The organism is Pseudomonas sp. MG-9, assembly GCF_018729515.1.
Taxonomy (GTDB): domain Bacteria; phylum Pseudomonadota; class Gammaproteobacteria; order Pseudomonadales; family Pseudomonadaceae; genus Aquipseudomonas; species Aquipseudomonas serboccidentalis.
In genome coordinates, this window is sequence record NZ_JAHHZH010000006.1 from 172,667 (window position 1) to 186,917 (window position 14,251).

Consider the following 14,251-nt stretch of genomic DNA (forward strand, 5'->3'; position numbering starts at 1 on the left):
CTGCCTCGCCACACTGTTCACCAAAAGTAAAAAAAACGGGCCTGCATTCGCAGGCCCGTTCTCATTGGGTGGCTTGGAAAATCAGCGCATCAACTGTTGATCGCTGCCTGTTCGTTCTCCAGAAACTCTTCTTCCAGCAGTGCGTCATTCGCCTTGCTGAATGGCACGATGGCGGCGCGGGGTTTGCCCCGCAGTTTGCCAAACAGGTGCTCCAGCGCGTGTTCCAGTTTTTCGGCTGCACCATCGATCGCCTGTTCCAGCGAATCGGCCTTATGGGTGACGGAAATCGGTTGATGGCCTTTTGGCCGCGCTTCCAGTTGGCAGCGCAAGTCATGGGGACCTGGTTTGTCGCCGTTCTCGTCGCTCAGGTGGACTTCGACACGGGTCAGGTCTTCTTCATAACGGTCGAGCGTGCTCTCAATGGTTGTACGTACCCACTCCTCCAGTCGTTTACTGCTTTGAATATGGTTATCGCTGTTGACTTGGATTTGCATAGTTCATCCCTTATTTCAGCTAGCTCGCAAGAGGCCTTGAACAGGATTTCGTGACCCCTTGATTACAACAATCGGCCCGACTGACGAACATTTCAACCCCTGAAAAAAGATAAATATTCATTCGCAAAAAAAGCCGGACAACCGAGCAAGTCACTGGTAAGGTCGGGAGTTGGGTCGCCTCGCAACCCTGCAAAATCCGCTCACAATTGCCCGTCGTTCAACGGGTGCAAACTGCGGAAAATCCCCGCCTCCTCCACCAGCCAGTCATGCACGGCGCGCACGCCCGGGTGGCTCAGCGCCCCTGGCGCATACAGCAACACGTAACGTTTGTGATTGGGCACCGACAGCCCGAACGGCACGATCAACGTCCCGCGCTCCAGCTCATCGTTGAGTAACGTCCGCCGGGCAATTGCCACGCCCATGCCGGCGATCGCCGCTTCGATGGTCAGGTGATTGCGATTGAAGGTGTGTCCACGCCGTACGTCGGCGCCTTCGAAGCCGATCGCATTGAGATAAAACTCCCATTCCGCATATTCGTAACTGCCGCGCCAGGCCGTGATGTCGTGCAGCAGCGGGAAATGCACCAGATCCGCCGGCCCGTGCAGCGGCGGGCGTCCACGCAGCAGGCTCGGCGCACACACCGGAAAAATCTGCTCATCGAGCAAGGCTGTGGATAACAGTCCCGGGTAGCTGCCGTCGTTCAGGTCAATCGCCAGATCAAAGTCGCCCTCGTACAACGGTACGCTGCTGTCCTCGGCCACCAGGCGCAATTGGATGTCGGGATAGCGCTGTTGCAAGCGCGGCAGGCGCGGGGTCAGCCATTTGCTCAGAAATGACGGAATCGAACGCACCCGCAGAATCCCGCTGATCATTCCGGCATCCAGTCGGCGCAATTCGGCATCGATGCTGCCGTAGGCCTCATTGACCGTGATCGCCAGCCGCTGCCCTTCCGCACTCAGCTCCACACCCCGCGCCCGACGATGAAACAGGCGAAAACCCAGGCGCTCTTCCAACTGACGAATCTGCTGGCTGACCGCCCCCGGGGTGATGTGCAGTTCTTCTGCACAGCGGGTGAACGACAGGTGCCGCGCGGCACAGGAAAACACCTGCAGCCAGACGTAGGTCTGGGCATGCAATTGACGACTCATCGTTTAGTCCTGCTAAAGGCTTTCTTAGGAAGTTTCGTTGGTCACGTAGTACCGAGGTGGGCAGTATCGCCGACATTGCGCTTGGCCTACAAAAAATGGCAGCGATTCCTACTCCATTGCTTGTAAGGCTTTAGCATGGCTATCAGTGTTTTCGATTTATTCAAGGTCGGCATCGGTCCGTCCAGTTCCCATACCGTTGGCCCGATGCGTGCCGCCGCGACCTTCGCCCAGGCGCTGATCGACCAACGCTTGCTGAACGATGTGCGTCGGGTGGAAATCCGTTTGTACGGCTCGCTGTCGGCCACCGGCGTCGGCCACGCCACCGACCGCGCCACGGTCATGGGCCTGATGGGCGAATGGCCGGACAGTATCGATCCGGCGACCATCGACCCACGCATCCAGCAACTGCGCGAAAGCGGCCTGCTGCTCCTGGCCGGTCAGAAAGAAATTGCCTTCAACTGGCAGCACGATCTCCTGCTGCTGGACCAAAGCCTGCCCTACCACCCCAACGCCATGTCGCTGACAGCCTTTGGCGAAAGCGCCGAGCTGTTCACGCAGACGTACTACTCGATTGGCGGCGGTTTCATCATCGAAGCGGCGGAAGCCGAGTCCGGTGTGGCGCCTGCCGGTGATGTGGTGCTGCCGTATGAGTTTTCCAGCGCCGCCGAACTGCTGAGCCTGTGCAAGCAGCACAACCTGCGCGTGTCGGAGCTGATGATGGCCAACGAACGAGCCTGGCGCAGTGACGATGACATCCGCAACGGCCTGTTGCACATCTGGTCAGTGATGCGCGAGTGCGTCGAACAGGGTCTGCGCCACGAAGGCATCCTGCCCGGTGGTCTGAATGTGCCGCGCCGCGCCGCGAAACTGCACCGCAGCCTGTTGGAAATCGGCAAGCCGAATGTGATCAGTTCAACGCTGTCGGCGATGGAATGGGTCAACCTGTTCGCCCTCGCCGTCAACGAAGAGAACGCTGCAGGCGGGCGCATGGTGACGGCGCCGACCAACGGCGCGGCCGGGATCATTCCAGCGGTGCTGCATTACTACATGAAATTCAATCCGGACGCGTCCGACGATGACGTGGTCGCTTTCTTCATGGGCGCCGCCGCCGTCGGCATTCTGTGTAAGAAAAATGCCTCGATCTCCGGGGCCGAAGTCGGCTGCCAGGGCGAAGTCGGTTCGGCCTGCGCCATGGCGGCTGCGGGCCTGGCCGAAGTGCTCGGCGCGACCCCGGAGCAACTGGAAAACGCCGCCGAAATCGGCCTGGAACACAACCTCGGCCTGACCTGCGACCCGGTCGGCGGTCTGGTGCAAGTGCCGTGCATCGAGCGCAATGCCATCGCCGCGGTGAAGGCGATCAACGCCACGCAAATGGCCCTGCGCGGCGACGGCAAACACTTCATTTCCCTCGACCGGGTGATCCGCACCATGCGTGATACCGGCGCCGACATGCACGACAAATACAAAGAAACTTCACGGGGTGGCCTGGCCGTGAGCTGGGTGGAGTGCTGACGCGCATTCCCTGACCGCCCCGGCAGGCCGCAATCAGCGGTCTGCCAACCGTGAGCCCGAGCAAAAATAATAACGAGGCAAAAACGATGACCGATGTACGTACACCTGCTGCCGAAAATCCCGCTGTAGATCTCACACGCAACACCGAAACGGCCCACAAGGGCTGGAGCAAATTCGACACCACCTGGATGCTCGGCCTGTACGGCACGGCCATTGGTGCCGGCACCTTGTTCCTGCCGATCAACGCCGGTGTCGGTGGTTTCTGGCCGCTGTTGATTCTGGCGCTGCTGGCGTTCCCGATGACCTTCTTCGCCCACCGTGGCCTGACCCGCTTCGTGCTGTCCGGGCGTTCGGGCGACATCACTGAAGTCGTTGAAGAACACTTCGGCATCGGTGCCGGCAAGCTGATCACTCTCCTGTATTTCTTCGCGATCTTCCCGATCCTGCTGGTGTACAGCGTCGCACTGACCAACACCCTGAGCAGTTTTCTCGAACACCAATTGCACATCGCCCCGCCGCCCCGGGCGATTCTGTCGCTGGTGCTGATCCTCGGCCTGATGGCGATCGTGCGTTGCGGGCAAAACGTGATCGTCAAAGCCATGAGCGTGCTGGTCTATCCGTTCGTCGCCGCCCTGCTGTTGCTCGGTCTGAGCCTGATCCCCAACTGGAACGGTGCGTTCTTCGCCAGCGCCCAAGAGGCGATGCCGCTGTCGACGTTCCTCAAGACGATGTGGCTGGCGATCCCGGTGATGGTGTTCTCGTTCAACCATTCGCCGATCATCTCCGCCTTCGCTGTTGACCAGAAACAGCGCTACGGCGCCCAGGCCGAACGCAAGAGCAGCGGCATCCTCGCCATGGCCCACGGCATGATGGTGGTGACGGTGATGTTCTTCTGCTTCAGTTGCGTATTAGCGCTGTCGCCGGCGGATCTGGCAGCAGCGAAGGCGCAGAACATTTCGATCCTGTCGTACCTCGCCAACCACTTCCAGACCCCGGTCATCGCCTACGCCGCGCCACTGATTGCGCTGGTGGCGATCACCAAATCCTTCCTCGGCCACTACATCGGCGCCAGCGAAGGCTTTCAGGGCATGATCGTCAAGAGCCTGCGCAGTCGTGGCAAGGTGATGTCGGCGAGCTGGCTGAACCGTGCGACCGCGCTGTTCATGATCCTCAGCTGCTGGGCCGTCGCCACATTCAACCCGAGCATTCTGGGCATGATCGAAACCCTCGGCGGCCCGGTGATTGCCTGCCTGTTGTTCCTGATGCCGATGTACGCCATCCGCCGCGTGCCGGCCTTGCGCCAGTATTCGGGACAGGTGTCCAACGTATTCGTGGTGCTGATCGGCCTGATTGCACTGTCGGCGATCATCTACTCGGTTCTGCCCTGAAACGGGCCACAAATGACCAAGGCGAGCCAGGTGCTCGCCTTTTTTATGCCGTATCCATTGTCCAACAATTTTCCCGGCATGCCCCTTGCTATACCCCTGTAGGAGCTGCCGAAGGCTGCGATCTTTTGATCTGCATGACGCACATCAAGACGCTGAAGATCAAAAGATCGCAGCCTGCGGCAGCTCCTACATAAGCAACACACAGGCCACGGAATGGCCGATGATCCGGTATGGCGAACCAACCCGATCACGGCCGGTCAACAACTGCACGTTCAATCAGGCGGTGACGCATCATGGACAATCCTTTTCAGATCATTACCGATGCCTTCGCGCCGGACTATCAGATCAACCTGAGCATTCAGGGGCTGGACGGCAGCATCATGCTGACCCTGTCGAACAGCGGCCGCATCGTGGCCAAACGCATGATCAGCAGCGAACAACGCAATGATCCACAACGCTTGAGGCGGCTGGTGCAAAGCATTCAATTCGGCATCGCCATCGAACAGGGCCACAGCGCCATGGCGATCCTTGAAGCGATGACCAGCGGCAGCGGACTGCCCCCGCCACCGCAGCAAATCGACGGCCGGTCTCGACCGTCGGCTGGCCTTTAGAGTTCGCCTTTCTCGATCTCGGGGTGTTCACCGGAACCGGCGCCGAGTTTGCGTTGCGGCTTCTCGATCTTCACTGAGGGAAACTGCGACGAGGCGTAACGCACCACCAGGATCGAGAATGCCAGCAGCAGAATCCCGCCGCACAGGTAGATGATGCCCATGTCCGGCGGGTTGTGGTGCGAGACGTTGGAGATCAACAGGCGCGTCAGCGCAGTGATCGCCACGTAGATCAGGAAGCGCACCGGCATGTGGTTGGTCTTGAAATAAATCCCGACCATCGCCCCCAGTTCCAGATAGATGAACAGCAACAGAATGTCATCGATCTTGATGTGGCCCTCTTCGAGCATGCCGAGAAACTCCATCACCGCTGCCCACGCGGTCACCGCACCAATGGCGAACAGCGCCAGATAGTGGAAGGTCTCGACGAACAGGTTGCCCAGGGACTCGGCCAGTTGATGCACGTTTTGCCGCAGTTTCTCGGCCCAGTTTATTTTCACGATGATGTTCCTTAGCCCGACTCGGGCGGATGATGCGTGTTGGACGTGACGGTTTTCTGCACGTCTTGACGTTTCATGCAGAAAAGAGGCCACGCCATCATGGCGAGCCGGCGCAAAACCCGCGCCGTGGCGTTTGGTCGCACATGCCAGCCTGCACCGAACCCTGTGGGCGCGAGCTTGCTCGCGAATGGCCGCCACGCGGTCATCCCCTGACAAACCCTGAATCCGGTCTACATTAAAAAGCCACTACCCAAAGCGCAGGGATTCGCTTATCCTTTCGCTGTATATAAATACAGTATTCGCTAAGACAACTAAATGTGAAGGCATGTGAGGTGGTGAATGGCCGTCGAAGTGGTATACCGCAGCAGCCGAGATCTGGAGCGCTTGTTCATGGATAAAGCCGAAGCTGACCGTCATGACAAAATGCTCGAACTGGCCGAGATGCTGTCCGAAGTGTTGCAAAAAGCCGTTCCGTCGCTGAACGAGCAGCAGGTTGAAGAGGTCGGGATCTACATGGCGAAGAATCGCGATGTATTCGCCAAAGCCTTCAAGAGCCAGCCTGATGCGCTGTCGGAGCTGATCAACGCACCGGCCGAGCCAGTGGCTGAAGTGGCTGATGCAGCAGAGACGGCTGAAGCACCGGCCAAACCGGCAAAAGCGGCGAAAGCTGCCAAGTAATCATCGCCTGATCAAAAGATCGCAGCCTTCGGCAGCTCCTACAGGGAATACGCATTCCAAATGTAGGAGCTGCCGAAGGCTGCGATCTTTTGCTTTTCAGCGATACAAAACCTTCTCCGCCAACTCATCTGCCACCCGCGCCGGCGAGCGTTTTTCGGCCTGCGCATGGGCGAACACTTCGGTCAGTCGCGAAGAAATCTTCGACAGGTGCGCGGTGATCGTCCCCAGCTCTTCGCCGCGATGTTTGAGTGAAACGTAGATCAGGCCACCGGCATTGATCACATAATCCGGCGCATAGAGGATGCCGCGCCGCTCCAGTTGATCGGCTACGTCCAGATGCGTCAGTTGATTATTCGCCGAACCTGCCACCGCCGAGCAGCGCAGTTGCGTCACCGTATGACTATTGAGAACCCCGCCGAGGCCGCACGGGGCAAGAATGTCGCAAGGCGTGCTGAGCAACGCATCGTTGGCGATCGGATGCGCGTTGAGCTGCTCCATCGCCAGTTGCACCTTGCCGTGATCGATGTCGCTGACCAGCAGTTCAGCCCCCGCCGCGTGCAGTTGTTCGGCCAGCGCGTAACCCACGTTGCCCAAGCCCTGAATCGCCACGCGCAGGCCTTCGAGATTGTCACTGCCCAACCGCGCCATGGCCGTGGCACGAATCCCGGTGAACACGCCCATCGCCGCATGCGGTGCCGGGTCGCCGGCCGAGGTGGTGCTGGTGACGTGTTGGGTCTGCTGGGCGATGCAATCCATGTCCGCCACCGAGGTGCCGCTGTCGATGGCGGTGATGTAGCGGCCGTCGAGTTGCTCGATGCAGCGACCAAACGCTTCGAACAACGCCGCGCGATTTTCCACATGCGCCGGGCGCACGATCACCGCAACGCCGCCGCCCTGGGCAAGTCCGGCCAGCGCTGCCTTGTAGCTCATGCCCTGCGCCAGGCGAATGGCATCCTCGACCGCAGATTCATCATTGGGATAGGCAAGATAACGACACCCGCCCAGGGCAGGCCCGAGGCGACTGTTATGAATGGCAATGACCGCCTTCAACCCGGTGATCGGGTCAACGCTGAGGTGCAGCGATTCCAGGCGAGTGCTTTGCATGAGAGCGAACATCGGCAGGCTCCCGAATCACTTCTGGTAGACGCCAGTATAGGCTTGCGCCCAAAAATTGCTGAAGCGCACCGGAATAAGCGCCCACGTCGACGGTGACTTTGCGGCATAACCAGAAACCGGCCAGGGTCAGCACTGGACGAATGACACGGACGGGGCTAAAACGAGGCATTCCCCGGAGATTCAGATGAGCCCGCGCCAACGTTTTTTCGAGTGTCTGCACCGTTCACCGCCCGCGCTGTTCGAAGCTGCGCTGTGGATGGCCGCCGAGCACGAAAAGACTTTGGACCCTCAGGCGTTGCAGGAGGATTTCAAAGACCTGCAACAGCGCGTCAGCTACGGCTTGCCCATGCTGCCGGTCAGCGAACTGGCGCAGCCGTTGTTGCGGCGGATGAATGATCTGGGATTCGCTCAAGACGACTTTCTGCCACTGCGCCCACAGGCCGCTCTGGTGCATAAAGTGCTGCAGACCCGGCGCGGCCAGCCATTGGCTCTGGCACTGATTGCGCTGGAATTGGCGCGCGGCCTGGAGATCCCCTTGGTCGGGGTGAACTTCCCCGGGCACTTTTTGCTGCGAGTACCCGGCGCCGACCATTTGCTCGATCCCTGTGGCGGGCGCCGTCTGTACCCAAACGATTGCCGTGAGTTGTTGCAGCGCCAGTACGGTGCGCACCTAAAGCTCAACGCCGATCATCTGGCCACCGCCACCCCGCTGCAGATGCTTCAGCGCCTGTCACGCAACATGCGACAGCTGCATCTGGCGCACGAGGATTACATCGCCGCGCTGATCGATGCCGAACGCGTGCTGGAACTGGGCAGCGCCAGCGCCGCCGACTATCTGGCCCGCGCCAGCCTGTACCAACGCCTGGACTGCCCGAACGCCGAGCGCTTCGATCTGGAACATGCCTTGCTGCTCAGTGACGATCCGATTCAGCGGTTGCGCCTGACCGAACGCCTCGGGCACCTCCCTCCGAATTCCGTTGTTCATTAAAAAGCAAAAGATCGCAGCCTTCGGCAGCGCCTACAGGGGAATGTATTTCAATGTAGGCGCTGCCGAAGGCTGCAATCTTTTGCTCTTCAGGTTTTGACAGCCCCACCACTTCCAACTACCGGGACAAAATCGGAAGGTGCGCGCACCTGGATGATCAACAGCGCCGCGATGACCGCCGGAATCGCACAGAAGAAGAAAATCTGCGCCACCGGAATGTGCATCGCCAGCAGCATGCTGCCCAACAGCGGCCCGAGTATCGAACCGAATCGCCCTACCCCCAGTGCCCAGCCAGTACCCGTGGCGCGCACATGGGCCGGGTAGAAGTTACTGGCGAAGGCGTTCAGCGTCAGTTGTCCACCGATGATGCAGAAGCCGGCCGCAAACACGCAGGCCACCAGATAACGCGGATTGTCGTGATTCAAACCCAGCAGAATCGTACACAGCGCAGCCCCGGCCAATACCGCGCAGAGCAGGCGTACCTTGCGTTTCAAGCGGTCGGCGAACCACGCCATGCACACAGCGCCCAAGGTGCCGGCGAACAGGAACATCGAGGTCACCAGGTTCGCTTCATTGAGTGTCAGGCCGCTTTCGAGCAACAGCGTCGGCAGCCAGCTGATCATGAAATACAACAGAATCAGGCTGACAAAAAACGTTGCCCAGATCAGCAGGGTTGGTCGCGCATAGCCGTTGCGGAATAACTCGACCACCGTCAGTTTGCTGCCCTGCTCACGCTCGTTCTGCTCGACCGAGGCGGTCGGCGGTTGCCAGTCCGGCAGCATTCGCGCGGTGACTTTGCGCAGGCGCGCATAGGGCGGTGCGTCGCGCAGCAGACGCGGCAACGATTCCGGCAGCCTCCACCAGAGGAACGGAAACAGCAGCAGCGGTGTGACGCCACCGGCGAGAAACACCGCTTGCCAGCCGAAGCGATCGATGAACCCCGCGGCGACAAAACCGCCCGCCGCACCACCGAAGGAAAAACCACAGGCCGCCAGCGTCACCATCAAGGTGCGCAGACGCGGGGGCGAGTATTCCGACATCAAGGCCATGGCACTGGGCATCGCCCCGCCCATGCCGATCCCGCAGATAAAGCGCGCGATCATCAGAGTGTTCAGCGAATTGGCAAACACCATCAGCACGGTGAGGCTGGCGTAGATCAGCACGCAGGCGAGCAGAATCCGCCGCACGCCGAAGCGGTCGGCCAGTGGCGTCACCGCGAGCGAACCGAGCGTGAGGCCCAACAGATTGGCGCTGAAAACAGGCCCGAACGCGGCTTTCTCCAGCCCCCAGTCCTGCGCCAGGGCCGGCACCACATAACCCAGCACCTGGGCGTCATAACCGTCGGTGACCAGCAACAAGGCAAGCAGGATCAAGAGCAACCACTGATAGCGGGACACGGGACGGGCGTCGAGTGCCGCACGGAAGCTGGCAATCTGGTTGTGCATCGCAAGGTACCTGTTTTTGTTTTTATGATTTTTGTGTACGGCGCTGATCCCTTGCAGGAGTGAGCCTGCTCGCGATGGCGTCCTCACATCCAACCTGGATGCGACGGTTAAACCGCTATCGCGAGCAGGCTCACTCCTGCATTGGGACAGTGTGAAGCTTTACGGGGTATCAGGTTGATTAGCCGGATGCGCCTTGATGAACGCCGGATGTTCATCCGCCAGCGCCGCCACCCGACGAATCCGTGGATAAGCCTCTAGCGACACATTAAAACGCTCGGCCGCGTACAACTGCGGGATCAGGTACACGTCCGCTACGCACGGCCACTCGCCGAAACAGAAACCGCTGTCGCCGATCAACTGCTCGACGGTCGTCAGCCCTTGACCGATCCAGTGCGCAATCCACTCCACCACCTGCGGCTCTTCGTGCCCCGACTGGCGCAGTCGATTGAGCACGCTGACGTTATGCAGCGGATGCACATCGCAGCCGATCACCGCCGCCACACCGCGCACATGAGCGCGGGCAGCGAGGTCTTCCGGCAGCAGGGGCTGCTGTGGATAACGTTCTTCCAGGTACTCGATGATCGCCGGCGACTGAATCAGCAACTCGCCCTCATCGGTACGCAAGGCCGGCACCCGACCTTGCGGGTTGATCGCCAGATACGCCGCTTGCCGATGCTCGCCACCGGACGGCGCGATCAGGTTGACCGGCAGCGCCTGATAGTCGAGGCCCTTCAGCGCCAGCGCGATACGCACCCGGTACGACGAAGTGGAGCGGTAGTAGGTGTAGAGATCCATGATCCGCTCCTGTCAGCGCGCCGCCAGCACTTTGCCGCGGCACTCGCCGAAACCGATCGAGGCAAAACCGTCACGAGCGCAACGCGCGCGCAGGATGACTTCGTCGCCGTCCTCTAGGAATTTGCGCACTTCGCCGGAGGCCAGTTCGATCGGCTTTTTGCCGCCCTCAGTGATTTCCAGCAGGCTGCCGAACTGACCGCTTTGCGGGCCGGACAAGGTGCCCGAACCGAATAGATCACCGGCCTGCAACTGGCAACCGTTGACGCTGTGATGCGCGACCATTTGCGCGACAGTCCAGTACATGTAGCGGGTATTGCTCAGGGTCAGGCGATGGGCCGGCAGCTTCTGCTCGCGCATGGTTTCGGTGAGCAGCAGCACTTCCAGCTCGATGTCGAAAGCACCACCGTCCTGATCGCGTTTGTCGAACAGGTATGGCAGCGGTTGCGGATCACCTTGCGGACGCGCCGGTTGCGCGGTGCGGAACGGCTCCAGCGCTTCGGCGGTCACCACCCATGGCGAAACACTGGTGATAAAACTCTTGGACAGGAACGGGCCCAGCGGCTGGTATTCCCAGGCCTGGATATCCCGGGCCGACCAGTCGTTGAGCAGGCAGAAACCGGCGATGTGCTCGGCGGCGTCGCCGATGGCGATCGGCTCGCCCATTTCGTTGCCCGGACCGATCCAGATACCCAGCTCCAGCTCGTAGTCCAGACGTGCGCACGGGCCGAACGTCGGCTCGCTCGCACCGGCCGGCAGGGTCTGGCCTTTCGGGCGGCGCACATCGGTGCCGGAGGCGCGCACCGTGGAGGCGCGACCGTGGTAACCGATCGGCACGTGCTTGTAGTTCGGCAGCAGTGGATTGTCCGGACGGAACAGTTTGCCGACGTTCTGTGCGTGCTCGATGCCCACATAGAAATCGGTGTAATCGCTGATGCGCGCCGGCAGGTGCATCTGGCAATCGGCGGCCAATGGCAGCAGTTTTGCGCCTTGAGCTTCGATGGCTCCACGATGGCTGCTGCCCTCGCTGAACAACTCCAGCAGGCGAGTGCGCAACGCGACGCGAGCCTCACGCCCGAGGTCGAAGAAGGCGTTCAACAGCCCACCGTGCATGGCCTCGACTGCACTGCGAGCGACACCGTCGAACAGCCCGGCTTCGAGCGCCACCTGCAGATCGAAAATGTGTTCACCGATCGCAACGCCGGCACGCGGCGCCGAGCCGTTGAGGCTGAACACGCCCAGCGGCAGGTTCTGCAACGGGAAATCCGCGTGGCCGTTGGCCGAAGCAACCCAACTGCGGGTAATGGAAGTCTGAGTCATGGGTTATCTCCGGGTCGGGTCGAACGTGGCGGGCAGCGTGGCCCAGCAGGCGTCGTAATGGGATTGCAGTTGCGGGCAGTCGAGAGCGAAGCGGCTTGGGCGCAGCACCTGACTGGTCTCGAACATGAAGGCCATGGTGTTGTCGATCTTCGCCGGCGCAAGGTCAGCGTTGATCGCTTTGGTGCAGGTCTCGCCGTCCGGGCCGTGGGCGCTCATGCAGCTGTGCAACGAGGCACCGCCGGGCACGAAGCCTTCAGCCTTGGCGTCGTACTCGCCCTGGATCAGGCCCATGAACTCGTTCATCAGGTTGCGGTGGAACCACGGCGGACGGAAGGTGTTCTCGGCGACCATCCAGCGTGGCGGGAAGATCACGAAGTCGAGGTTGGCCAGCCCATGCACGCTGGTCGGCGAGGTCAGTACGGTGAAGATCGATGGATCGGGATGATCGAAACTCACCGTGCCGATGGTGTTGAAGCGGCGCAGGTCGTATTTGTACGGCACGTTGTTGCCGTGCCAGGCGACTACGTTCAGCGGCGAATGATCGAGCTCAGTGCCCCACAACTGGCCGAGGAATTTCTGCACCAGCGTCGTCGGCCGCTGCAGGTTTTCGTAGGCGGCGACCGGGGCCAGGAAATCCCGCGGATTGGCCAGACCATTGCTGCCGATCGGCCCCAGATCCGGCAGGCGCAGCGGCGCGCCATGGTTCTCGGCAACGTAACCGCGAGCCTGCGGATCAAGCAGTTCGACACGGAATTTCAGTCCGCGCGGCAGCACGGCGATCTCCAGCGGCGCCACCTCCAGCACACCGAGTTCGGTGGCAATGCGCAGCCGCCCCAGTTGCGGCACCAGCAGCAGTTCGCCGTCGGCGTTGTAGAACACCCGCTCCATCGAGCGATTCGCGCAATAGTTGTAGATGCTGATCCCGGCAGGCTTTTCCGCCGCCGAGTTGGCCACCATGCCGATCAGGCCGTCGATGAAGTCGGTCGGCTCGGCGGGGATCTCCAACGGATTCCAGCGCAGGCGATTGGGGGTCACTTCACCCAACGGGCCGCCGGCCAGTTGCCGCTCCAGTTTGACGAACGCCGGGTGATTGGCTGACGGCTGAATCCGGTACATCCAGGTGCGCCGCGCTTCACTGCGGGTCATGGTGAATGCGGTGCCGGAGAGCAATTCGGTATAGAGGCCGTACGGGGCTTTTTGCGGGGAATTCTGGCCGATGGGCAATGCGCCGGGCAACGCTTCACTGCTGAACTCGTTGCCGAAACCGGACTGGTACGCCAGCTCCGACGCGTTTGAATCGAGGTTCATGGAGCCTCCTGAACAGGGAGTCGGCAGTGGCCCATCGCTCTGGCTCAGAGGTTTCGGCACGCCGGGGTTGTTATTATCGTAATTCGATTACGCATAACGTAATTTGCTCACTATCCAGCGTCAAGCTATAAAGACGCCCATTCGTTTTCGGATCCCGACCGCACCATGGAAAAAACCAGCGACAGCAACGGCAAACAGAAAGTCCGCTCCGCCGAGGTCGGCACCGACATCCTCAAGGCCTTGGCCGAATTGTCGCCCTCCACGTCCCTGTCGCGTCTGGCCGAACATGTACAAATGCCGGCGAGCAAGGTGCACCGTTACCTTCAGGCACTGATCGCCAGCGGGTTCGCCGAACAGAACGCCGCCACCAACCATTACGGCCTCGGACGTGAAGCACTGCGCGTAGGCCTTGCCGCCCTCAACAGTATGGACGTGCTCAAAGTCGCCGCCCTGCCCTTGGCCGAGTTGCGCGACGAATTGAATGAAACCTGCTTTCTGGCGGTGTGGGGCAATCAGGGTGCGACCGTGGTGCACATCGAGCCGGCGGTGCGTGCGGTGACGGTGGTCACGCAACTGGGGTCGGTATTGCCGTTGCTCAGCTCGTCGACCGGGTTGGTGTTCAGCGCCTATCTGCCGCATCGGGAAACCGATGAACTGCGCGAGCTGGAAATCGCCGTCGCCGATCATCCGCTGGCCGATGAAAAAACCTATGCCAGCCTGTGTGAACAAATCCGCGAGCGCGGCCTGCATCATGTGCACGGTCTGTTGATGCCGGGCGTGGACGCGCTGTCGGCGCCGGTGTTCAACGCGGTCGGGCAGATCGTCGCCGTGCTGACCATCGTCGGTCCGACCTCGCTGTTCCACGCCGACGAGAACGGCCCGGCGGCGCAGCGATTGCTGGCAGCCGCGCAGGCCGTGAGTTGGCGCATGGGGTACGAGAAAGCCCATTGATTCCTG

Annotated in this window: 13 protein-coding genes and 1 pseudogene; 6 read left to right on the plus strand and 8 right to left on the minus strand. The window is 60.9% G+C overall.

All coding sequences use genetic code 11. The features are described from left to right. Positions 1-89: 89 nt before the first annotated feature. Together KKQ10_RS17350 and KKQ10_RS17355 are read right to left on the minus strand one after the other, a co-directional pair. Positions 90-494, minus strand: coding sequence for an HPF/RaiA family ribosome-associated protein (locus tag KKQ10_RS17350; protein WP_007968091.1), 405 nt, complete (start codon positions 492-494; stop codon positions 90-92). Between the two features lie 200 nt (positions 495-694). Further along, on the minus strand, positions 695-1,642 hold the full coding sequence (locus KKQ10_RS17355) for a LysR substrate-binding domain-containing protein (protein ID WP_215501788.1): 948 nt from the start codon (positions 1,640-1,642) through the stop codon (positions 695-697). Between the two features lie 135 nt (positions 1,643-1,777). On the opposite strand from KKQ10_RS17355, the gene KKQ10_RS17360 reads away from it, so the two are divergent. The 3 genes from KKQ10_RS17360 to KKQ10_RS17370 all read left to right on the plus strand — a co-directional run bounded on the left by KKQ10_RS17360 (position 1,778) and on the right by KKQ10_RS17370 (position 5,153). Beyond that, positions 1,778-3,154, plus strand: a complete 1,377-nt coding sequence (locus KKQ10_RS17360) for an L-serine ammonia-lyase (RefSeq protein WP_215501789.1) — start codon at positions 1,778-1,780, stop codon at positions 3,152-3,154. An 86-nt stretch (positions 3,155-3,240) separates the two neighbouring features. Then, entirely contained in the window at positions 3,241-4,542 is a 1,302-nt protein-coding gene (locus KKQ10_RS17365) for a serine/threonine transporter (RefSeq protein WP_215501790.1), read from the plus strand. A 293-nt stretch (positions 4,543-4,835) separates the two neighbouring features. Continuing rightward, positions 4,836-5,153 carry a DUF3509 domain-containing protein gene (locus KKQ10_RS17370; protein WP_127651104.1) on the plus strand — a complete coding sequence of 106 codons (318 nt, stop codon included), beginning with the start codon at positions 4,836-4,838 and terminating at the stop codon, positions 5,151-5,153. On the opposite strand, the gene KKQ10_RS17375 is transcribed toward KKQ10_RS17370, so the two are convergent. Next, positions 5,150-5,650, minus strand: a complete 501-nt coding sequence (locus KKQ10_RS17375; protein ID WP_003221775.1) for a phosphate-starvation-inducible protein PsiE — start codon at positions 5,648-5,650, stop codon at positions 5,150-5,152. The genes KKQ10_RS17370 and KKQ10_RS17375 overlap by 4 nt on opposite strands. Positions 5,651-5,989: 339 nt before the next feature. Between KKQ10_RS17375 and KKQ10_RS17380 the strand changes: the two are divergent. After that, positions 5,990-6,244 (plus strand): annotated as a pseudogene (locus KKQ10_RS17380) (YebG family protein); the annotation flags it as partial. Between the two features lie 180 nt (positions 6,245-6,424). On the opposite strand, the gene KKQ10_RS17385 reads toward KKQ10_RS17380, so the two are convergent. Next, positions 6,425-7,444 (minus strand): Glu/Leu/Phe/Val dehydrogenase family protein, encoded by a 1,020-nt coding sequence (locus tag KKQ10_RS17385; RefSeq protein ID WP_127651106.1) that lies wholly within the window; start codon positions 7,442-7,444, stop codon positions 6,425-6,427. Positions 7,445-7,628: 184 nt separating this feature from the next. Here KKQ10_RS17385 and KKQ10_RS17390 point away from each other — a divergent pair, with 184 nt between their 5' ends. Beyond that, a complete protein-coding gene (locus KKQ10_RS17390) occupies positions 7,629-8,432 on the plus strand; it encodes a SirB1 family protein (RefSeq protein WP_215501791.1) in 804 nt (267 codons plus the stop codon). An 86-nt stretch (positions 8,433-8,518) separates the two neighbouring features. On the opposite strand, the gene KKQ10_RS17395 is transcribed toward KKQ10_RS17390, so the two are convergent. From KKQ10_RS17395 to hmgA, 4 genes are all read right to left on the minus strand, one after another. Beyond that, a complete protein-coding gene (locus KKQ10_RS17395) occupies positions 8,519-9,874 on the minus strand; it encodes an MFS transporter (protein ID WP_215501792.1) in 1,356 nt (451 codons plus the stop codon). A gap of 159 nt (positions 9,875-10,033) precedes the next feature. Beyond that, positions 10,034-10,669 (minus strand): maleylacetoacetate isomerase, encoded by a 636-nt coding sequence (gene maiA / locus KKQ10_RS17400; RefSeq protein WP_215501793.1) that lies wholly within the window; start codon positions 10,667-10,669, stop codon positions 10,034-10,036. Positions 10,670-10,681: 12 nt separating this feature from the next. Beyond that, positions 10,682-11,986, minus strand: a complete 1,305-nt coding sequence (gene fahA, locus KKQ10_RS17405; RefSeq protein ID WP_215501794.1) for a fumarylacetoacetase — start codon at positions 11,984-11,986, stop codon at positions 10,682-10,684. 3 nt (positions 11,987-11,989) lie between these two features. After that, positions 11,990-13,294, minus strand: a complete 1,305-nt coding sequence (gene hmgA / locus KKQ10_RS17410; protein ID WP_215501795.1) for a homogentisate 1,2-dioxygenase — start codon at positions 13,292-13,294, stop codon at positions 11,990-11,992. 165 nt (positions 13,295-13,459) lie between these two features. Here hmgA and KKQ10_RS17415 point away from each other — a divergent pair, with 165 nt between their 5' ends. Beyond that, positions 13,460-14,245, plus strand: a complete 786-nt coding sequence (locus tag KKQ10_RS17415) for an IclR family transcriptional regulator (protein ID WP_215501796.1) — start codon at positions 13,460-13,462, stop codon at positions 14,243-14,245. The last annotated feature ends 6 nt before the right edge of the window (positions 14,246-14,251 follow it).